This is a genomic window from Acinetobacter sp. FY731, from assembly GCF_059515905.1.
Window position 1 is genome coordinate 40,797 of the sequence record NZ_JCAKNB010000001.1, and the last position, 19,298, is coordinate 60,094.

Genomic DNA, 19,298 nt, shown 5'->3' on the forward strand with positions numbered 1-19,298 from the left:
TAAATAAAATTACCAGTAGAAATTCACACCTACTTTACCAACGGGTAACCAAGCATATTTATTGTCATTTTCAAGTTTATGTGCTTCCTTTGCCAACTCTACATCTAAATTTGTTCCTGCATTATTGGTTGCCGAACCTGAAACAGTTTGTAAAGTTACAGTAGGATTACCTGTGTAGTAAGCACCAATTTCACCAAATACCCCCCAATTTTTGCCAAACTTAGGTGCAATACCCAAACCTAAATATGGTGCAAGTGCATTGTCATATTTCATTTTACCATTAATATGAACACCTTCAGCACCTGCTAAAAAGTCGGTATTATTTACTGTAAAGCCACGTGCTCCATCTACACGGCGGTCTAAGTCATAATCATTTTTTAAATATGCTGCACCTGCTGCAACATATAGTCCTTGTGCCCAACGATTTTCGCTTGTACCCCAAGGGTGAATTTCCGCATTTAAATAGATATTTTTATTGTTTATATCAACATCATATTTAGAGCCATTAATTTTAATATCATCAGACCATGACAAATCACCGCCATTATAACCTAGCGATAAACCGACATAAGGACTTGCAGTCCATTGAATTGCACCACCGTATCCCGTTGTACCAACTTCAGCACGCACACCTGTGGGGATTAATCGATTTTGTTCAAAAATATAACCATCTTTAATAACAGCATCTTCAGCCATTACCGTACCTGTCGCTGTTGTTAAAACAGATGCAACTAAGGCTGTTTTTAAATATTTCATTTCATACTCCATTAAGTGCGACATTGCCTTAAGCCATGAATCGTATAAATAACCAACGAATTCACTATAGTTTGAAAGTCGCTAATTTTTTGAGCGTGTTTTGCTTATTTTTGTTTTGTTTTACGTCATTTTCATAAAATTTAGTACAATTATGAAGGAAGATAGAATATATGATCACATTCAGTTATAAAAGATTAAAAAAATCAAAATATTTAAGAATAAATTCATTGCAAACTCGGTTTTAAGTCATTTTTTTAGTCAATATAGTGTAAAATCGTTAAAAATTTTTTTCTGGAAGGAAGATCATGTCTCAGCTTTCAACAATCATTGAACAAGCGTTTGAAGACCGTGCTAATTTCACAGCAGCGGATTGCTCTACTGAAATTCGCTCAGCAGTAGAAGAAGTTATTGCTGGCTTAGATAACGGCTCATTACGTGTAGCTGAAAAAATCGATGGTGAATGGGTTGTTCATCAATGGATTAAAAAAGCGGTATTGTTATCTTTCAAATTGAATGACAACAAACCAATGGAAGCTTGTGATCTTCGCTTCTATGACAAAGTTGATACTAAATTCAATGGCTGGACTGAAGAGCAATTTAAAGCTGCTGGTGTACGTGTAGTACCTCCTGCTGTTGCTCGTAAAGGTTCTTTCCAAGCAAAAGGCGTAATTTTAATGCCTTCTTACGTAAACATTGGTGCTTACGTAGATGAAGGTACAATGGTAGATACATGGGCAACTGTTGGTTCATGTGCTCAAATTGGTAAAAATGTTCACTTGTCTGGTGGTGTTGGTATTGGTGGTGTTCTTGAGCCACTTCAAGCAAACCCAACGATCATTGAAGATAACTGTTTCATCGGTGCACGTTCTGAAATCGTTGAAGGCGTAATCGTTGAAGAAGGTTCTGTAATTTCAATGGGCGTATTTATTGGTCAATCGACTAAAATTTATGACCGCGCAACTGGCGAAATCCATTACGGCCGTGTACCAGCAGGTTCTGTAGTTGTTGCAGGTAGCTTGCCTTCTAAATGCGGTACTTACAGCCTTTACGCTGCAATTATCGTGAAAAAAGTTGATGCGAAAACTCGCGCAAAAACAAGCTTGAACGATTTATTACGTGAAGATTAATCTTCTTCATTAAATAGATTACGGAACTTTAATTGTTCCTTGTCTCTACGGTCAGCCATGATCGTAGAGATTTTTATTTTTATAGTGTTCTATCTTCCTTGGTTAATTTTGTTATGAATAATCTCCGATCTTCCGCTATTCCTGTTTCTGATCCGTCTGCGGGTTTACGTATTACGGAGATTTTTTATTCATTGCAAGGTGAAGCAAATGCAGCTGGCTTGCCTACGGTTTTTATCCGCTTAACGGGTTGCCCTTTACGCTGTACATATTGCGATACAACTTATTCTTTTGAAGGTGGTGAACGCCAATCATTAGATGACATTATTCAAACAACACTAGATTTTAAAACACCTTATATTTGTGTCACGGGTGGTGAACCACTCGCTCAACCCAATGCATTACCTCTTATGCAGCGTTTGGCAGATTTAGGTTGTGAAGTTTCTTTGGAAACAAGCGGTGCTTTAGATGTTTCTAAAGTAGACCCTCGTGTTTCAAAAGTTTTAGATTTAAAAACACCAACTTCAGGTGAAGTTGCACGGAATTTGCTTTCAAATCTTGACCACTTAACAGCACACGACCAAATCAAATTTGTGATTTGTAACCGTGAAGATTATGAATGGTCTAAACAACAAGTTGAGCAATACAAACTGAATGAAAAAGTAAGCACTGTTTGGTTTTCGCCTGCATTTGCAGTTGAAAAAGGTGCAGTTCGTTTACCTCAACTTGCGCGTGATTTAGCGCAATGGATTTTAGACGACCATCTCCCTGTTCGTTTCCAATTGCAATTACACAAGTTGCTTTGGAATGATGAAACTGGTCGTTAATTTGATGCTGTTATAACTGCATCTCAGTATTTATTCTATATTTTTGGAGATTTAATATGCGCCCTCGTGCGATTGTATTGTTGTCTGGCGGTTTAGATTCAACTACATGTTTAGCTTGGGCTCAAGCTCGCTATGAATGTACAGCACTAAGCTTTATGTATGGTCAACGTTCAACGACTGAGTTAGTTGCTGCACAAGAACTCGCTAAGCGTTCAGGTGTAGAACATCGCATTATTAATATCGACTTAGGTAATTTAGGTGGTTCTGCATTAACAGATCACAATATTGAAGTTCCTGAGCAAGAACAAGAAGGTATTCCTGTTACTTATGTACCTGCACGTAATACCATCTTCCTGTCTTATGCTTTGGCTGCAGCTGAGGTTTTTGGTGCTGAAGCGATTGTAATTGGTATTAATGCAGTAGATTATTCAGGTTATCCTGATTGCCGACCTGAATTTATTGAAGCATTTGCCAACATGGCTCGCCTTGCTACAAAAGTTGGTGTGGAAGGTAAACCTTTAAAATTTGAAACTCCACTTTTACTATTATCTAAAGCAAATATTATTCGCTTAGGTCTCGAGCATGGCGTAGACTATAGTCAGACCGTGTCTTGCTACCAAGCAGATGACCAAGGACGTGCTTGTGGTGTTTGTGATAGCTGTCGTTTACGTAAACAAGGTTTCGTAGAAGCAGGTGTCGAAGATCCAACACGCTACATTCCAGTATAAAGGGGTATTTTGACCTAATGAAATCTAAAATTATTATTGCAAGTCTAGCTGCTGTGACTACTCTTTTTTCAGTAGCATCTTTCGCTGCTGCCGATCAATCTAAAATGGCTGCAGCTTATAAAAGTAATAATGTTAAACAAAGTTTAATTAATGTTTGTGTTGATGAGCAAACTAAAGCTGGTGCTTTAAAAGCAATTACTAAAGATGAAGTAAGTAAACTTTGTAAATGTAATGTTGAATCTCAAGGTCGTATGCCACAGTCTCTTCAATGGGAACTTCAAGGCGCTCAAAATGCGAAAGACCAAAAACGCTTTGCAACTGCAATGCAAGGTTTCGCAAAATCAGAGCAACCTAAAGTGAAAGCATGTTTAGGTAATGCTTTAGAAGCAAAATTATCTAAATTACAAAAGTAATTTATTGAAGTTAAAAAAGCCACGTCATGTGGCTTTTTTATTGAATAAACACATGGCTTAAAAAAACAAAAAATCATTGAAAAGTCTTATCTATTTTTCCTCGCATTGAGTATGATCATCTACATAATTGAGAATTTTTAGAGTTTTAATATGTCTACTGAATTAAGTTTACTCAACCAAGTTTTCCCGACCACGTCAGGTGAAATTAATTTAACTGAAGTTCCTACAGAATGGTTAATTGTTTATTTCTACCCTAAAGATTCAACACCAGGTTGTACAACTCAAGCGGTTGGCTTTTCTTGTTTAAAAGATCAATTTGATACTTTAAACACCACTATTTTTGGTGTTTCTCGTGATTCTGTAAAAGCGCATCAAAACTTCACAGAAAAGCAAAACCTAACAATTGATTTAATTAGTGATAAAGAAGAAGTGCTTTGCCAGCATTTTGATGTGATTAAAGAAAAAAATATGTACGGTAAAAAAGTAATGGGCATTGAACGCTCTACGTTCATTTTCCATAATGGTAAATTAGTTAAGGAATACCGTAAAGTAAAAGCAGCTGGTCATGCTGAACAAGTTTTAGAAGATTTAAAAGCGCTTCAGGGTTAATTAAATCGTTAAGTTTAAAAGCAGGATACCTAAAAGCATCCTGCTTTTTTATGCAATTAACGAATACGCAATTCCCCACATCAAGAAACCAATACCCACATCTAAAACCTTCCAAGCCCTATAATCTTTAAACAATGGTTGTAAATATTTCGCACCATAACCCAAGCTAAAAAAGAAGATGAAAGACGCTAAACTTGCACCTATCGCAAAATGAACTTTATCCCCTGAAATTTGCGTAGAAATTGCGCCTATTAAAATGACTGTATCTAAATATACATGTGGATTTAGCCACGTAAATGCTAAACAAATCAGTAAAACTTTAACCAAGTTTGCTTCATCTTTGCCATTTGCCTCTAAGCTTTGTTTTTTTGTCCAAGCTTGATAAAAATGCTGTAAGCCATATAAAAATAAAAACATCGCACCTAAATATTTAGCAACATCCACCCAAGCTGTATGACTTTGTACAATATGACCAAAACCAAATACACCTGCAAAAATTAAAATGGCATCGGATATTGCACAAATCAAGCAAATCCAAAAAATATGTTCTTGTTTTAAACCTTGTTTCAATACAAAAGCATTCTGTGCTCCAATTGCAACAATCAGCCCAATACTCACTAAAAAGCCTTGAAGTACCGTATGTAGCATTTCAAATCACCGTCATTTAAATATGCGGGGAATTATGTCGTAAATTTTTAAAAATTAAGTATTATTGAGAAAATATCAATATAACTAAATTTTTTTTAGGATTAACTATGCTTCCACATAAAGCTTGCGAAGCCTTTCTTGCTGTAGCAGAAACAGGAAGTTTTGAGCAAGCTGCAATTCGCTTACACATTACTGCTTCTGCGGTCACACTTCGTGTGCAAAGTTTAGAAAAAGATTTAGGTAATACACTCATTGTGCGTGAACGCCCTTGTCGTGTGACATCAACAGGTCAATTACTTTTGGAACATTTGCAACATCAACGCTTAATGGAACAAAATTTATTACAACAACTCAAAGGAAAATCGGATACATCTTCCTTTTTTAAATTAAACATTGCGACTAATGCAGATTCACTTGAAACGTGGTTACTCCCTACGCTTCAACCCACGCTTATTCATGAACGCATTGCACTTCAATTAAGTATTGATGATCAATCCCAAACGCATCAGCTGATGGAAGCTGGTATTGTGAATGCCTGTATTAGTTCTGAACAATTACACGTGAAAGGTTGTGTCACACATCACCTAGGGGCAATGCGTTATTTGATGGTTGCGACACCTGAATTTAAAAATACGTGGTTTCAACATGGTGTTAACCGTGAAAGTATTCGACGTGCTCCTGCGGTTATTTTTGGAGACAAAGATCAACTTCATTCAGATTGTATTTTGAAGTTATTTGGATTAAATATGCAAAGTTACCCCTATTACTTTGTTCCATCTTCATCGGCTTTTGCTGATGCAATTATTCTAGGTTTAGGCTATGGCATGGTACCCGAAATGCAAATTCGTAAAGAACTAAAAAATGGTCAATTAATTCCTCTTATTCCTGAAGCAGAAACTGATGTTCAATTATATTGGCATCACTGGAAACAACAGTCCGATGCCTTAAAAACCTTAACAACCATCATCCTTGAGCATACAAATAAGCTATTTATTCAAAATACAAAAGAGCCATCTTAAAGATGGCTACATAAGTAAGAAAATGCTTAAAGATCAATATTTGTTTTATCTTGATCTTTAAATTTCTGCTGTAGTTTTTTATAAATTTCAGTATTTTGGAATTTTTCTAGAAATTGGATTGAGCCTTCAGGAAAAGCTTCACGTAAAATATGACCATCATAATATGCTTCACGCATAGGTGTTGCAGACATTGAGCCTTCAAGGCTTTCAAGCTCCACCATTTCCCATTCAGGAAAAAATTTTAAATAGTAAGATGAATCATCTTTGAAATGTCCAATTAAACCAATTTTAGCCTCAGGTACAACAACGTCAGCGACTAAAGATTTAACAAGTTTCTGCCATTTTTCATCGTTATACACATCAATAACATGAACAAACTTAATCCGTTTTTGATCATCTTCTGAAAAATTAGAGAGCACCATTTTTTCACGTTCTGTCGCTAAAAATGGATTTTTGATATTACGTTCAAGTTGCGCCGAACCTAATGCTAAAACCACAAACTGACTTTGCTCTAAAGCAATTTGAATGGTTTTCATGTGTGCCAAATGAAATGGCTGCAGACGACCAATAAAAACGAGATAATCAAATTTATAATTCATAACCGATCTGACTTTTTATGACTCATGAGTTGTGTCCATATTAAAAATATGCGACATAATGAACCATAGAATAAATTAAGTTTAAAGCAAGGATAGTACGATGACACTCAGTTGTATTCAACAACCTCATCAACATTTAAACGCATCTTTAGAAAATGGCGTATTAACTTTAGCAATCAATCGCCCTGAAGCAAAAAATGCAATTTATGGTGAACTCTATTTAAAAATTGCTGAAGCTTTAGATCAAGCAGATTTAGATAACAGTGTTCGTGTTGTGATTTTACGTGGTCAAGATGCCGACTTTAGTGCGGGTAATGACATGCAAGATTTCATGAAGTTTATTCAAACACCACTACAAACTAAAGCAGATGATGCGCCTCCATTTGTGGTATTAAAATCAGCTGCTCGTTTTTCTAAACCGTTAATTTCTGCAGTTCGTGGTGTTGCCATTGGTATTGGTGTCACTATTTTGTTACATGCAGACCTTGTTTATAGTGACAACACTGCCCTATTCCAAATTCCATTTGTAAGCTTAGGCTTATCGCCTGAAGGTGCTTCAAGTAAATTGCTCATTCAACAAGCGGGTTATCATAAAGCTGCTGAACTATTATTTACTGCTCAAAAATTTAATAGCGAAAAAGCTTTAAGTGCTGGTATTGTAAATAGTATTGAAGATGATGTTTATGCAACTGCTTTAAAACAAGCACAGCATTTAGCGGCTTTACCTTTAGCATCTTTACGTCAAACGAAAGCACTCATGAAGCACAATTTAACAGAAATTGTAGAATGTATTGACCATGAAGCTGAAATCTTTATGAAGCGTGTTGCTTCACCTGAAATGAAAGAGGCGCTTTCTGCATTTATGCAAAAACGTAAACCCGATTTTACACAGTTCAACTAAAGTCCATGATGCACTTTTTACTTTCATTTAAAGTGCATCATCTTATGAAGAATAAACATGACCACTTCTGAAAAAAAGCGTTATTACGAGCCTGCTCCTCAAGATATTGATATTAATAACTTCCGTAAAGTTATTGAAAGCCGTCGTTCTGTACGTAAATTTACCGAAAAAGCTATTCCTGAAGATGTGCTTGATGCCTGTTTAGATTTAGCCTTACTTGCACCTAATTCTTCAAATTTACAGCCTTGGACATTCTATGTTGTTCAAAATCCTGAGAAGAAAAAACAACTCATCAAAGCTTGTTTAGGTCAATTAGCAGCAAAAACTGCTTCCGAGCTCATTGTATGCGTAGCACGTACAGACCGAATTGATGAAATGGCAAAACGTAATATCAAGGAATTTCCACTTCCGAAAGTTCCTGCTATGGTTCAAAAATATTACAAGTTCATTCCATACAACTATAAGACAGGTTACTTTAATTCACTAGGTAACTTTAAGAAAGTAGCTTTCAAAGTTGCACGTACACTAGATAAGCAACTTCCAGTTACAGCATTCAGCACAGATGATGCAAAACTTTGGGCAACAAAAACTACAGCACTTGCTTGTGAAAATCTTGTATTAGCTCTTCGTGCTTATGGCTTTGATAGTTGTATGATGGAAGGATTCGATGAGCCTTTAGTCGCTAAAATTTTAAAACTTAACCATCAGCAGTACCCAGTAATGGTCATTGGTGCAGGTGAACGTGCTGAAGATGGTGTGTTCTTCCCACAGTATCGTTTTGATCGAAATCTATTTATTCAAAAAGTTTAAAATAAAAAGACCTATATTAAATATAGGTCTTTTTATTTAGGTTCATTTATTTAAAAGCGTTTATTTTTGTGAGTCATAAGACAAACTTTTCACTCATAAAATGAATGTACCTGTATTGGCATCACGACCTCATAATCAATATTTTGGGTTTTGCATGCTATAAACATTAAAAGCTACTGTAGAAAACTATCCAATAATCATTGAGCTTTTACCTTTCCCTTGAGTTTGCAAATAATCATTATAAAATTTAGGTGGGAAATTATGAGGTTCTCAGTACTATTTTTAAACATACTTACAACCTTTATCACGTTTCAAACATTTACCTATTTCAAAATAAATGATGTGGAATTTTTATTATTTAGAATTTTATACAAGATACAAAAACTTATTTGATCAAAAACAGAGCAAATATTTTTATTCCAATATTTATCTATTTTTTCTTAGAACCCTTATTACTCCTAAAATTCAGACGAATCACTACACTATAAAACCAATGATATTAACAATTTATAATAAATATAAGTGTGCAAATTTTATGAATTTAATGTAAATATAAATTCATTATTAGAATTTGATTTTGTAGATTTTTTAATAAATCAGTTCAATAATTAATGGAATATTAAAATAAAGGAGTATCAAAATAATGATTAAAAAATCACTATTCATTACAGGCTCAGTGCTGACAATTGGACTTAGTCTTGCAGGCTGTAATAAAGAAAAAATTACATCTGGTGAACCTAAACGACCTGAATGTATTGCCCCAGCTAAACCAGGTGGTGGCTTTGATCTGACCTGTAAGCTCGCTCAAAATGGTTTAAAAGCAACTGACATTCTTGAAGCTCCTATGCGAGTAACATACATGCCAGGTGGTGTTGGTGCAGTTGCATATAACAAAATTATTGCCAACGACCCTGCAAATGACAATGCTATTGTCGCTTTTTCGACAGGATCTTTACTCAATATCGCTCAAGGTAAGTTCGGTAAATATACAGAAAAAGATGTCCGCTGGTTGTCTGTTATTGGTACAGACTACGGTATGGTTGCGGTAAAAGCAGACTCTCCTTACAAAAATTTAAATGATCTTGTTGAGGCATTGAAAAAGAATCCTCAAGCAGTAAGCTTTGGTGCGGGTGGTAGTGTTGGTGGTCAAGATTGGATGCAGACTGCCATGCTCGCAAAAGTTGCAGGTATAGACCCTAAAAATATGACCTACATTGCTCTTGAAGGTGGTGGTGAGGCCGTAACAGCTGTACTTGGTGATCATATTCAAGTTGTAAGTGCAGGCGTTGCTGAAATTGTTCCACACATGAAAGCAGGTAAAATGCGTGTATTAGCCGTATTTTCAAAAGACCGCTTACCAGGCAATTTAGCATCTATACCAACAGCAAAAGAACAAGGTTTTGATATTGAATGGCCTGTAATTCGCGGTTATTACATGGGGCCTAAAGTCAGTGACGAAGCATATAACTGGTGGAAATCTTCATTCGATGCTATGGCAAAAAATGAAAAATTTGAACAAATTCGTCAACAATATGACTTATTGCCTTTAACTTTGACTGGTGATGAGTTAACTCAATATGTGTACAAGCAAACGAATCAACTTCGTGAATTATCAAAAGAATACGATCTAATTGGTAAGTAGTCAGAATTAAAAACAAAAAAGGAAGAATAAGCTCAAGCTTTAATGAGCTTATTCTTATTATTAAAAGGAAATATCATCATGCTTTTTGAAAGGATTTTTATAAGCAGTATCGGTATTGCATGCTTTGGATTACTCTTTATTGCATGGGGTTTTGTGGCTCCAATTGCATACGATCCGCTTGGACCAAGACCCTACCCACTACTTCTACTTTCACTTCTGATTATTAGTTGTATTTATTTAGTTTTTAGACCTAAAAAACTCTCAGACAAAGTTGATGTCGGTTTTTTAAATCCTCTTATATTAAAAAAAGTGTGCTTAACACTTCTCTTCTTTTTTATTTATGCATTTACCTTCGAATTTCTAGGTTTCATTCTAGCAACTACCATTATGTGTTTTGCCCTTAGTATTTTATTTGGTGGAAATATTAAAGTTTCCCTCATTAGTGCTATTTCACTTAGCGTGTTTTGCTACCTGATGTTCGACTATGGTTTAGATGTTCCTTTGCCTTTAGGCTTTTTCTTTAGCAAGTGAGATAACAATAAATGGATACTTTAGCGTACCTTGCACACGGATTTGAAATTGCCTTACAACCACAAAATTTATTAATTGCTTTAATTGGTGCTTTCATTGGCACCATTGTCGGTTTATTACCAGGTTTAGGACCAATTAACGGTGTTGCTCTACTTTTACCTTTTGCATTTGCATTAGGTTTACCACCCGAAAGTGCTCTAATTTTACTTGCTGCCGTGTATTTAGGTTGTGAATATGGTGGACGTATTTCAGCTATTCTCATTAACGTACCTGGAGATGCTGCCGCCATTATGTCTACCTTAGATGGTTATCCACTTGCTAAACAAGGTAAAGCTGGAATTGCACTCTCTTTATCTGCGGCTAGTTCATTTATCGGAAGTATGGTTGCTACCTTAGGTATTGTTCTATTTGCACCACTTTTAGCAAAATGGGCAATTGTATTTGGTCCTGCCGAATATTTTGTTCTAATGGTCTTTGCATTGACCTGCTTAAGTGGTCTTATTAGCGACCAACCTGTAAAAACAGGCATAGCCGCTTTAATTGGTCTTGGTTTAGCCACTGTTGGTGTGGATGCAGTCACAGGTGTTTATCGTTTTACCTTTGACTCTGTAAACCTAAGTGATGGTATTCAATTTACAACTATTGTGATTGGTTTTTTCAGTATCAGCGAAATTCTCATTATGCTTGAACAAACCACACTTGGACAAAAAGCCTTAAGCCAAGGCAAACGTACCCTCTTCAACTTTAAAGAGTTTATATTCTCTTTGGGCGCTATTATTCGTTCTTCATTTTTAGGTTTCATTGTGGGTATTTTACCTGGTGCAGGTGCAACAATTGCAAGTGCTATGGCATATACCAGTGAACGCAAACTTGCAGGAAAAAACAATCAGTTTGGTGAAGGTGACTTACGAGGTATTGCAGCACCAGAAGCAGCAAATAACGCTTCTGCATGTGGTTCCTTTGTTCCAATGTTAACTTTAGGTGTCCCTGGCTCAGGTACAACGGCGGTAATGCTTGGTGCATTAACCCTTTACAACATTACACCAGGACCACAACTTTTTACGGAACAACCGACTATTGTTTGGGGCTTAATTGCATCGCTTTTCATTGGTAATGTCATTCTATTGGTCATGAATATTCCAATGGTTGGCTTCTTTGCAAAGCTTCTCACTATTCCGAATTACATTCTTATTCCTGCAATTGCAACAGTAAGCTTTGTTGGTGTATATGCAATTCACAGTACCGTATTTGATCTTGTATTTATGGTGGTATTGGGCATTTTTGGTTATTTATTAAGAAAAATGAATTTCCCACTTTCCGCATTAATTTTAGGTTATGTACTGGGTGAGCTTATGGAATCTAGCTTAAGACGTGCACTATCTATTTCTCATGGTGATTTATCTATTTTATTTCATGGTCCAATCACTAAAGTACTTTGGATTCTTGCAGGGCTAATGGTTGTATTACCATTATTCCGTTATATCCGTAACCGTCGCAATCCAACTTCTGCTTAATTTATAAGGAGTAGCAACATACAAATTGTGTGTTGATACTCCTCTTTAAGATACGTATAAAACGGTATGCTTTATTTCAAATATTTCTACAGTTTTTGCTTTGCCCTTTGTGGTGCATTTATAGCGCAGCAACTCAACTTGCCTATTCCTTGGTTACTTGGTCCTTTATTTGTAACCGCTCTTTTAAAAATCAACAATGCACCTATCGAATGTCATAAATCTGCACGTCAAATTGGTCTGCTTATTATTGGCTTATCACTAGGTTTATATTTCACCCCCGATATGATTCGAACAGTACTCAGCCATTGGGCAATTTTACTAGTAGGATTAGCTTTTGCATTAATCATGGGTGCAATAACTGCATGTATTGTTTTTAAATGGGGACATGTCGACTTTAAAACAGCATGGTTTGGTTCTGCGGTTGGTGGTGCAAATGAAATGTCGAATTTAGCCGAACATTATCAAGCTCGCGTAGATAAAGTAGCATCTGCACATGCTTTACGTGTTCTGTTAGTCGTTGTATTTATCCCCTTCTTTTACCGTTTAATGGGTTGGCATGGCTCAGATCAATCTTTAATTTCAAGCATCCCTATTCATTGGGGAAATTTCATTTTGCTATTTGTCTTATGTTTATTAGGGTGCTTTATTTTTAAAAAATTTAAACTTCCTAATCCTTGGACATTTGGTCCTTTATTTGTCGCTATTCTTCTAACATCAAACAGCATTCAACTATCATCTATTCCACCATCTATTTTGCATTTAAGTCAGGTGCTTTTAGGTTGGTCTTTAGGAAATAAGTTTAGTCAAAGTTTCTTTAAAACCGCACCAAGATATATGTCTGTTGTAGCAGGAGCAAATATCTTGAGTATTGGTATGGCATTTTTATGTTCTTATGCCTTGGTTTATTTTGTTGATATTCCTATACCCACTATTTTATTGGGTTTATCACCTGGTGGAGTTGCTGAAATGACCCTAACCGCTAAAGTACTTCATTTAGGTGTTCCTATGGTCACGGCATTTCATGTTGTACGAATGATTGGAGTCATGAGCACCGTAGGTCCTTTATATCTTTATATTGATAAAAAACTTAATCCCGACAAAAAATGATTTTTCAGCCCTGTCTTACATTTAAATATCAATAATTTGTAAAAACTCAAAAGCAGGTTCTTCATAGGGATGACTTGCTTTCAATGCATTTACCACAATTTTGGCTTTTTCTTCAGGCACAATGGTTTCGACTCTCCATTCAGGTAGCTGTTCCAATGTTTCAAGTTCACCAATAAATGGATTCGCGCCTTTTACAGGTTTAAATTGACCTGTACCAAGCACTTGCCAAGCACAATGTTCATAATGACCTATACCACCTGCACCCGCTTCAAAGATAGCAAGTTTAGTAGTTTCAAGATGAGACTCAGGAACGTAATAAATAAGCTTTAACATTAGCCAACTACCCCATAATTACTGTTATCAATTTAACAAATATTACCCATGATCTATAATCATTTTTTATTCCAACTTTCAGTCATATCACTTTGTATAGTTGAACCTAAGCGTTAAATCACAAGCTACATATAAAATACTAAATTCCATAATGGTTTAAATTTCAATCAATAAAAAATAAAAACCGACCTAAATACTATAAAATAAATAGATGATTGTTAATAAATCTTGTATTCATCTTTTTTATTCCTTAAATTAATAAAAACAGATATTTAAATTGCACTAGTACAACAAGGGAACACCAATGAATATGCTTTATGAACACATGCTGACTGTCTTTATGGCGTTCTTTGCAATCATGAATCCAATTGCAAATACTGCTGCATTTGCCGGTTTAACAGGCAGTATGAGCAATGAAATGAAAAAAGCGACTGCTCTAAAAGCACTTACTTTAACTTTCATATTAATTTCATTGTTTGCATTACTTGGACAAAAAATCTTTACCTTATTTGGAATTACCTTACCTGCACTACGTATTACAGGCGGTATTCTTGTATTTATGATTGGTTATCACATGCTGCAAGGTTCTGCATCTACAATCCACTCTTCAAGTAATGCAGATACCAATAATGATATTTCAATTTCTCCATTAGCCGTACCCTTACTTGCGGGACCTGGAACGATCGCAACAGCAATGAGCTATTCTTCTGGCGGTATTGAAACAGATTTATTAACAATCGCTGTTTTCTTTGTTCTATGTGTCATCACTTACTTCTGTTTTATTTTTTGTAATCAAATTATTTCCAAAATTGGTCAAAATGGTTTAAACATTGTGACGCGTTTAATGGGGCTTATTTTGGCTGTCATTGGTACGCAAATGTTAATTGCAGGTATTACAGGCGCTTTTAACTTAGGCTAATTGTGTTCACCCTTACTTTAAAAGTTTTAGTTATAACTAAAGCTTTTTTTACCTCTCTATTTCACATCCCTACCCCTAAGATGATAAGTTGCTCTTTTCAGGAAACCTGTAAATGAGTTTAAGTATTTAAATTCATTACTATAATATTAATAAACATAAAAAATTAATATTGGTATTCCCTCTCCTTTTAAGAGAGAGTTAGGGAGAGGTTTCCCCTCATCCCAACCTTCTCCCACAGGGAGAAGGAGCATTCATTGATAGATTAAATAACTTTTATAAGTCTTAAATATTTTAATTTAATCAAATTTTCTTTAATTGTACTTTTTTTCTAATAGCATAAAAATTTCTAAATAATTGAATAGCTTGTCGTTCTTCCTCCTGATATTCATTAGCCTTTTCATAAGAATCTTCATATCGCACGTTAGACTGTGAAGAAAAAATGCTTCTTCATTCTAATAAAAGTTTTTTATTACTATTGCCCTTTCAAAAGTAAGAGAAATATTTCCAGCAATAAAAAAACCACCTTACGGTGGTTTTTTTATTCTATTTTTAAAAACTATTCAACACATAACTTGCACTCAGCAATACAGCCTGAACCACAATAACAGCACCAAATAATTTCCAACCTTTCTGCTTTAGTTCAACTTTATCATCCGTGAGCTTTTCACTATTAATCATTTCATCACCTCATACTTGAGTGTTGATACTGAAATTATCGAGTTATCCAACTACTTAATTGTTGTAATTTTTCTGTGCATAAAACACACAAAAACATCATTACCTTTATATAAATGCAAAATATGAACCAAGTCTAGCAAGTTTATGTACAAATCATCTTTAAATTGCAACAAAATAAAAAAGCCACCCGAAGGTGGCTTTTTCTAAACGCAGTTCAAATTAACCAATGAACTTACGTGCATTACGGAACATACGTAACCATGCACCATCTTGATCCCAATCTTCAGGTTTCCAAGAATGCTGAATAGCACGGAAATTACGTTCAGGGTGTGGCATCATAATTGTTGCACGACCATCTGTAGACGTAACACCTGAAATCGCTTCAGGCGAACCATTCGGGTTCATTGGGTAATGTTGCGTTGGGTTACCATAGCTATCTACATAACGTAAAATCACTTGGTCACCCGCATTCAACGCAGCAATATTAGATTCAGGCGCCACAACACGACCTTCACCATGTGCAACCGCAATTGGTAAAATCGAACCTTCCATACCTTCTAACAATAAAGACTTCGATTTTTCAACACGTACGTTTACAGCACGTGCTTCAAACATTTCAGATGTATTACGATGGAAACGTGGCCAAGCTTCTGCGCCAGGAATTAATGGCGCAAGTTGTGACAACATTTGACAGCCGTTACAAATACCTAAAGAGAATGTTTCATCACGGTTGAAGAATTTCTCGAACTGGTCACGAAGCTTCGGATTGAACAATACCGATTTAGCCCAACCACCGCCTGCACCAAGTACGTCACCGTAAGAGAAGCCACCACATGCCACTAAACCTTCGAAATCATCTAGGCTTACACGACCTGCAAGTAAATCACTCATGTGTACATCGACAGTATTGAAACCGACTTTGTCAAATGCAGCAGCCATTTCAACATGACCATTTACACCTTGTTCACGTAAAATCACCATGCTTGGACGGCGTTCCGCAATGTACGGTGCTTCAATTGGTTCATTCAAATCAAACGTAGGTTTAGCAATTAAACCTTGGTGTGCTTTGTCTGTAATTAAAGCAAATTCTTGATCTGCAGTTTCTACATTGTCACGTAAACGTTGGATTTGGTGTGACACTTCAGTCCAAGCCACTTGAAGATCGCTACGATCAAGGCTTAAACCATTTACAGTTAAAGTATCTGTATTGTTTACAGTACCAACTACTGCTATTGCATCTTTCAATGTAGATGCTGCAACTTCGGCTTCTAATGCTGCCCAATCAGACTTACTGATTTGAAGCACTGCACCAATTTCTTCTGCAAATAACGATGCAACCGATTGATCTTCTAATGCCACACCTAAGCGTGAAGCAAACATCATTTCCGCAACAGTCGCAACTAAACCACCATCACCAATGTCATGGTAAGCCTGAATTAAGCCACGGTTGTTCCAGTCTTGAACCAATGCAAAGAATGCTTTGAAGTCATCGAAGCTGTCTACATCAGGAGTTACCGAACCAATTGCTTTATAAACTTGCGCTAAGATTGAACCACCTAAACGGAATTGACCTTTAGACAAGTCAATACGAACCAGTACAGATTCTAAGTTTTTAAGTTCAGGTGTTAAGGTTTTACGAACATCTGTTACAGGTGCAAATGCAGTAATTACGCCTGACATTGGAGATGTTACAGCTTTATCTTCACCTTCATCATTCCAAGTGGTACGCATAGATAAAGAATCTTTACCTACAGGAATTGCGATACCCAATGCAGGACACATTTCCATACCAATAGCTTTTACGCCTTCGAATAATGCTTGGTCTTCACCTTGTTGACCTGCCGCAGCCATCCAGTTTGCAGACAATTTAATGTCGCTAATTTGGTCAATTTTTGCAGACATGATGTTCGAGATTGACTCGGCAACAGATAAACGTGCCGATGCGGCAGGATTTAGAAGTGCAACGGGTGGACGTTCGCCCATTGCCATTGCTTCACCTGTATAACCCACTAAGCTTGTTGTAGTTACCGCAGCGTCCGCGACAGGAACTTGCCATTTACCTACAAACTGATCACGTGCAACCATACCCGTAATAGAGCGGTCACCAATGGTGATTAAGAATGATTTAGACGCAACTGTCGGGTTTTTAAGAACACGGTAAATCGCATCTTTAAGATCAGTTACTTTTGAAGCTTCAAAGTCATCGCCTTTACGTTCAATTGTCTCAAAAGTACGGCTCATGCGCGGTGTACCACCAAGCATCACTTGCATTGGCATATCCACAGCTTTGTTTTCAAACAATGGATCTTCAACAGTTAAATGACGAGCTTCAGTTGCTTCACCCAGCACTGCAAACGGGCAACGCTCACGTTCACAAATAGATTCAAACAATTCTAAAGAGCTTGGGCGAATAGCCAATACATAACGCTCTTGCGCTTCGTTTGACCAAATCTCCATTGGAGACATGCCTTTTTCAAGCGATGGAATTTTACGTAAATCAAGTACCGCACCTAATTCGTGATCATTCACCAATTCAGGCATTGCATTTGAAACACCGCCCGCACCTACATCATGTACAGATACGATTGGGTTGTAATCTTCCATGCGCCAGCAAGTATCAATAACTTCTTGGCAACGACGTTCCATTTCTGGGTTTTCACGTTGTACAGAAGCAAAGTCTAGGTTTTCACCCAATTTACCGCTATCTACAGAAGATGCTGCACCACCGCCTAAACCAATCAGCATTGCAGGACCACCAAGAACAATTAATAAATCGCCCGGTTGAATTGCATCTTTTTCTACATGGTCAGGACGGATGTTACCGTAACCACCCGCAATCATAATTGGCTTATGGAAGCCTTTTACATCGCCATTTACATTTTGTTCGAAAGTACGGAAATAACCATTTAACGCAGGACGACCAAATTCGTTGTTAAATGCAGCGCCACCCAAAGGACCATCAATCATGATCTGAAGTGGAGAAGCCATACGAGATGGTTTGCCGTAATTTTCTTCCCAAGGTTGTTCAAAACCAGGAATATTTAAGTTAGAAACCGTAAAGCCTGTTAAACCTGCTTTTGGCTTACCACCACGACCTGTTGCACCTTCATCACGGATTTCACCGCCTGAACCTGTTGCAGCACCAGCAAATGGCGCAATCGCAGTTGGATGGTTATGTGTTTCTACCTTCATTAAGATATGAGCAGCTTGGCTCTTATACTTATAAACATGATGACCCGTTTCAGCATCTTGTTTTGGATAGAAACGCTGAGTATCGAAGCCCACAATTACAGAAGCGTTGTCTTTATATGCCGACAATACATCTGTTGGAGATTCTTTATAAGTATTTTTAATCATCTGGAACAATGACAATGGTTGAACTTCACCATCAATTGTCCACTCAGAACCAAAAATTTTGTGACGGCAGTGCTCAGAGTTCGCTTGCGCAAACATCATTAATTCGATGTCATGCGGGTTACGACCCATTTTGATAAATGCGTCTGTTAAATAATCGATTTCTTCATCTGATAATGCAAAACCAAATTCAGAGTTTGCTTTAACCAGTGCATCTTTACCTTGACCTAAAATATCAATTGAATTTAAAGGCTTTGGTTCAGTTTCTAAAAACAATGCAGCAGCATCTTCAATTTGATTGAAAACACTTTCTGTCATGCGGTCATGCAATGCCAAAATTACTTCTTGAGAAATGTCTTTTAGACCCTTCAAAGTAAACAAAACACCGCGTTCAAGGCGGTGTATAGGGGTATTACAATTGGCAAAGATATCCGTTGCTTTAGATGACCACGGAGAAATTGTACCTACACGTGGTGTGACTAATATTTGAACTTCATCACTTGTAGCTTGGCGTAGTTCAAAAGATTGACCATCGTTTAATAGCTGTAAAGCAGATTGCTGTTGTTGCTCATTCAACGCTTGGTCAAATAGATAAACCCACTGGCTTTCTATAGATTGAACAGAACTAATTGAAGATAGACGTGTTAATAGTTGCGTTTTCTTAAAAGAAGAGTGTGCTGGTGCACCGGCCACGATAAACATGCTGATTTTGGCTCCACGGGCAGGTCTTTTGAACCTTGCCACAATGTGACTTGAAGAGAGCGCATATTCTACTGTGTATTGGAT

The 19,298-nt window shown here is 36.7% G+C and carries 19 protein-coding genes; 13 read left to right on the forward strand and 6 right to left on the reverse strand.

All coding sequences use genetic code 11. The annotated features are described in order from the left end of the window. Nucleotides 1-9 precede the first annotated feature (9 nt). Nucleotides 10-756 (reverse strand): ornithine uptake porin CarO, encoded by a 747-nt coding sequence (carO, locus tag AC5YC8_RS00225; protein WP_496163178.1) that lies wholly within the window; start codon nucleotides 754-756, stop codon nucleotides 10-12. A 305-nt stretch (nucleotides 757-1,061) separates the two neighbouring features. Here carO and dapD point away from each other — a divergent pair, with 305 nt between their 5' ends. The 5 genes from dapD to AC5YC8_RS00250 all read left to right on the forward strand — a co-directional run bounded on the left by dapD (nucleotide 1,062) and on the right by AC5YC8_RS00250 (nucleotide 4,457). Continuing rightward, on the forward strand, nucleotides 1,062-1,883 hold the full coding sequence (dapD, locus tag AC5YC8_RS00230) for a 2,3,4,5-tetrahydropyridine-2,6-dicarboxylate N-succinyltransferase (protein ID WP_496116704.1): 822 nt from the start codon (nucleotides 1,062-1,064) through the stop codon (nucleotides 1,881-1,883). 113 nt (nucleotides 1,884-1,996) lie between these two features. After that, entirely contained in the window at nucleotides 1,997-2,707 is a 711-nt protein-coding gene (gene queE / locus AC5YC8_RS00235; RefSeq protein ID WP_496163179.1) for a 7-carboxy-7-deazaguanine synthase QueE, read from the forward strand. Between the two features lie 56 nt (nucleotides 2,708-2,763). Further along, a complete protein-coding gene (gene queC / locus AC5YC8_RS00240) occupies nucleotides 2,764-3,435 on the forward strand; it encodes a 7-cyano-7-deazaguanine synthase QueC (protein ID WP_496116702.1) in 672 nt (223 codons plus the stop codon). Nucleotides 3,436-3,452: 17 nt separating this feature from the next. Continuing rightward, nucleotides 3,453-3,848, forward strand: a complete 396-nt coding sequence (locus AC5YC8_RS00245) for a hypothetical protein (RefSeq protein ID WP_496163180.1) — start codon at nucleotides 3,453-3,455, stop codon at nucleotides 3,846-3,848. A 150-nt stretch (nucleotides 3,849-3,998) separates the two neighbouring features. After that, nucleotides 3,999-4,457 carry a peroxiredoxin gene (locus AC5YC8_RS00250; protein ID WP_496116700.1) on the forward strand — a complete coding sequence of 153 codons (459 nt, stop codon included), beginning with the start codon at nucleotides 3,999-4,001 and terminating at the stop codon, nucleotides 4,455-4,457. Nucleotides 4,458-4,505: 48 nt separating this feature from the next. On the opposite strand, the gene AC5YC8_RS00255 is transcribed toward AC5YC8_RS00250, so the two are convergent. Further along, complete coding sequence (locus AC5YC8_RS00255; RefSeq protein ID WP_496163181.1) at nucleotides 4,506-5,105, reverse strand: LysE/ArgO family amino acid transporter; 600 nt, start codon at nucleotides 5,103-5,105, stop codon at nucleotides 4,506-4,508. A gap of 107 nt (nucleotides 5,106-5,212) precedes the next feature. Here AC5YC8_RS00255 and AC5YC8_RS00260 point away from each other — a divergent pair, with 107 nt between their 5' ends. Further along, nucleotides 5,213-6,124 carry a LysR family transcriptional regulator ArgP gene (locus AC5YC8_RS00260; RefSeq protein WP_496116698.1) on the forward strand — a complete coding sequence of 304 codons (912 nt, stop codon included), beginning with the start codon at nucleotides 5,213-5,215 and terminating at the stop codon, nucleotides 6,122-6,124. Between the two features lie 26 nt (nucleotides 6,125-6,150). Here the strand turns inward: AC5YC8_RS00260 and AC5YC8_RS00265 are convergent, their stop codons facing one another. Then, nucleotides 6,151-6,723 carry a nicotinate-nicotinamide nucleotide adenylyltransferase gene (locus AC5YC8_RS00265; RefSeq protein ID WP_496163182.1) on the reverse strand — a complete coding sequence of 191 codons (573 nt, stop codon included), beginning with the start codon at nucleotides 6,721-6,723 and terminating at the stop codon, nucleotides 6,151-6,153. Between the two features lie 100 nt (nucleotides 6,724-6,823). Here AC5YC8_RS00265 and AC5YC8_RS00270 point away from each other — a divergent pair, with 100 nt between their 5' ends. The 6 genes from AC5YC8_RS00270 (at nucleotide 6,824) to AC5YC8_RS00295 (ending at nucleotide 13,228) form a co-directional block, all read left to right on the forward strand. Beyond that, nucleotides 6,824-7,624, forward strand: a complete 801-nt coding sequence (locus tag AC5YC8_RS00270) for an enoyl-CoA hydratase (RefSeq protein WP_496163183.1) — start codon at nucleotides 6,824-6,826, stop codon at nucleotides 7,622-7,624. Nucleotides 7,625-7,681: 57 nt separating this feature from the next. Then, complete coding sequence (locus tag AC5YC8_RS00275) at nucleotides 7,682-8,434, forward strand: nitroreductase family protein (RefSeq protein WP_496163184.1); 753 nt, start codon at nucleotides 7,682-7,684, stop codon at nucleotides 8,432-8,434. A 643-nt stretch (nucleotides 8,435-9,077) separates the two neighbouring features. Beyond that, a complete protein-coding gene (locus AC5YC8_RS00280; protein ID WP_496163185.1) occupies nucleotides 9,078-10,076 on the forward strand; it encodes a tripartite tricarboxylate transporter substrate binding protein in 999 nt (332 codons plus the stop codon). 78 nt (nucleotides 10,077-10,154) lie between these two features. Next, complete coding sequence (locus AC5YC8_RS00285) at nucleotides 10,155-10,607, forward strand: tripartite tricarboxylate transporter TctB family protein (protein WP_496163186.1); 453 nt, start codon at nucleotides 10,155-10,157, stop codon at nucleotides 10,605-10,607. Nucleotides 10,608-10,618: 11 nt separating this feature from the next. Beyond that, nucleotides 10,619-12,121, forward strand: a complete 1,503-nt coding sequence (locus AC5YC8_RS00290) for a tripartite tricarboxylate transporter permease (protein ID WP_496163187.1) — start codon at nucleotides 10,619-10,621, stop codon at nucleotides 12,119-12,121. Nucleotides 12,122-12,187: 66 nt separating this feature from the next. Then, nucleotides 12,188-13,228, forward strand: coding sequence for an AbrB family transcriptional regulator (locus tag AC5YC8_RS00295; protein ID WP_496163188.1), 1,041 nt, complete (start codon nucleotides 12,188-12,190; stop codon nucleotides 13,226-13,228). Nucleotides 13,229-13,249: 21 nt separating this feature from the next. Here AC5YC8_RS00295 and AC5YC8_RS00300 read toward each other — a convergent pair whose 3' ends face one another. Continuing rightward, nucleotides 13,250-13,561 (reverse strand): NGG1p interacting factor NIF3, encoded by a 312-nt coding sequence (locus tag AC5YC8_RS00300; protein WP_496163189.1) that lies wholly within the window; start codon nucleotides 13,559-13,561, stop codon nucleotides 13,250-13,252. A gap of 304 nt (nucleotides 13,562-13,865) precedes the next feature. Between AC5YC8_RS00300 and AC5YC8_RS00305 the strand changes: the two genes are divergently transcribed. Continuing rightward, nucleotides 13,866-14,480 (forward strand): MarC family protein, encoded by a 615-nt coding sequence (locus AC5YC8_RS00305; protein ID WP_496116689.1) that lies wholly within the window; start codon nucleotides 13,866-13,868, stop codon nucleotides 14,478-14,480. 549 nt (nucleotides 14,481-15,029) lie between these two features. Here the strand turns inward: AC5YC8_RS00305 and AC5YC8_RS00310 are convergent. Continuing rightward, nucleotides 15,030-15,158 (reverse strand): KGW motif small protein, encoded by a 129-nt coding sequence (locus AC5YC8_RS00310; protein ID WP_496116688.1) that lies wholly within the window; start codon nucleotides 15,156-15,158, stop codon nucleotides 15,030-15,032. Nucleotides 15,159-15,377: 219 nt separating this feature from the next. Continuing rightward, nucleotides 15,378-19,214: a phosphoribosylformylglycinamidine synthase gene (gene purL, locus AC5YC8_RS00315; protein WP_496163190.1), complete on the reverse strand. Its 3,837-nt coding sequence runs from the start codon at nucleotides 19,212-19,214 to the stop codon at nucleotides 15,378-15,380. Between the last annotated feature and the right edge of the window lie 84 nt (nucleotides 19,215-19,298).

Coding starts and splice junctions, on each gene's coding strand:
- carO (WP_496163178.1), bottom strand. CDS start 756: ATGAAATATTTAAAAACAGCCTTAGTTGCATCTGTTTTAACAACAGCG.
- dapD (WP_496116704.1), top strand. CDS start 1,062: ATGTCTCAGCTTTCAACAATCATTGAACAAGCGTTTGAAGACCGTGCT.
- queE (WP_496163179.1), top strand. CDS start 1,997: ATGAATAATCTCCGATCTTCCGCTATTCCTGTTTCTGATCCGTCTGCG.
- queC (WP_496116702.1), top strand. CDS start 2,764: ATGCGCCCTCGTGCGATTGTATTGTTGTCTGGCGGTTTAGATTCAACT.
- AC5YC8_RS00245 (WP_496163180.1), top strand. CDS start 3,453: ATGAAATCTAAAATTATTATTGCAAGTCTAGCTGCTGTGACTACTCTT.
- AC5YC8_RS00250 (WP_496116700.1), top strand. CDS start 3,999: ATGTCTACTGAATTAAGTTTACTCAACCAAGTTTTCCCGACCACGTCA.
- AC5YC8_RS00255 (WP_496163181.1), bottom strand. CDS start 5,105: ATGCTACATACGGTACTTCAAGGCTTTTTAGTGAGTATTGGGCTGATT.
- AC5YC8_RS00260 (WP_496116698.1), top strand. CDS start 5,213: ATGCTTCCACATAAAGCTTGCGAAGCCTTTCTTGCTGTAGCAGAAACA.
- AC5YC8_RS00265 (WP_496163182.1), bottom strand. CDS start 6,723: ATGAATTATAAATTTGATTATCTCGTTTTTATTGGTCGTCTGCAGCCA.
- AC5YC8_RS00270 (WP_496163183.1), top strand. CDS start 6,824: ATGACACTCAGTTGTATTCAACAACCTCATCAACATTTAAACGCATCT.
- AC5YC8_RS00275 (WP_496163184.1), top strand. CDS start 7,682: ATGACCACTTCTGAAAAAAAGCGTTATTACGAGCCTGCTCCTCAAGAT.
- AC5YC8_RS00280 (WP_496163185.1), top strand. CDS start 9,078: ATGATTAAAAAATCACTATTCATTACAGGCTCAGTGCTGACAATTGGA.
- AC5YC8_RS00285 (WP_496163186.1), top strand. CDS start 10,155: ATGCTTTTTGAAAGGATTTTTATAAGCAGTATCGGTATTGCATGCTTT.
- AC5YC8_RS00290 (WP_496163187.1), top strand. CDS start 10,619: ATGGATACTTTAGCGTACCTTGCACACGGATTTGAAATTGCCTTACAA.
- AC5YC8_RS00295 (WP_496163188.1), top strand. CDS start 12,188: ATGCTTTATTTCAAATATTTCTACAGTTTTTGCTTTGCCCTTTGTGGT.
- AC5YC8_RS00300 (WP_496163189.1), bottom strand. CDS start 13,561: ATGTTAAAGCTTATTTATTACGTTCCTGAGTCTCATCTTGAAACTACT.
- AC5YC8_RS00305 (WP_496116689.1), top strand. CDS start 13,866: ATGAATATGCTTTATGAACACATGCTGACTGTCTTTATGGCGTTCTTT.
- AC5YC8_RS00310 (WP_496116688.1), bottom strand. CDS start 15,158: ATGATTAATAGTGAAAAGCTCACGGATGATAAAGTTGAACTAAAGCAG.
- purL (WP_496163190.1), bottom strand. CDS start 19,214: ATGTTTATCGTGGCCGGTGCACCAGCACACTCTTCTTTTAAGAAAACG.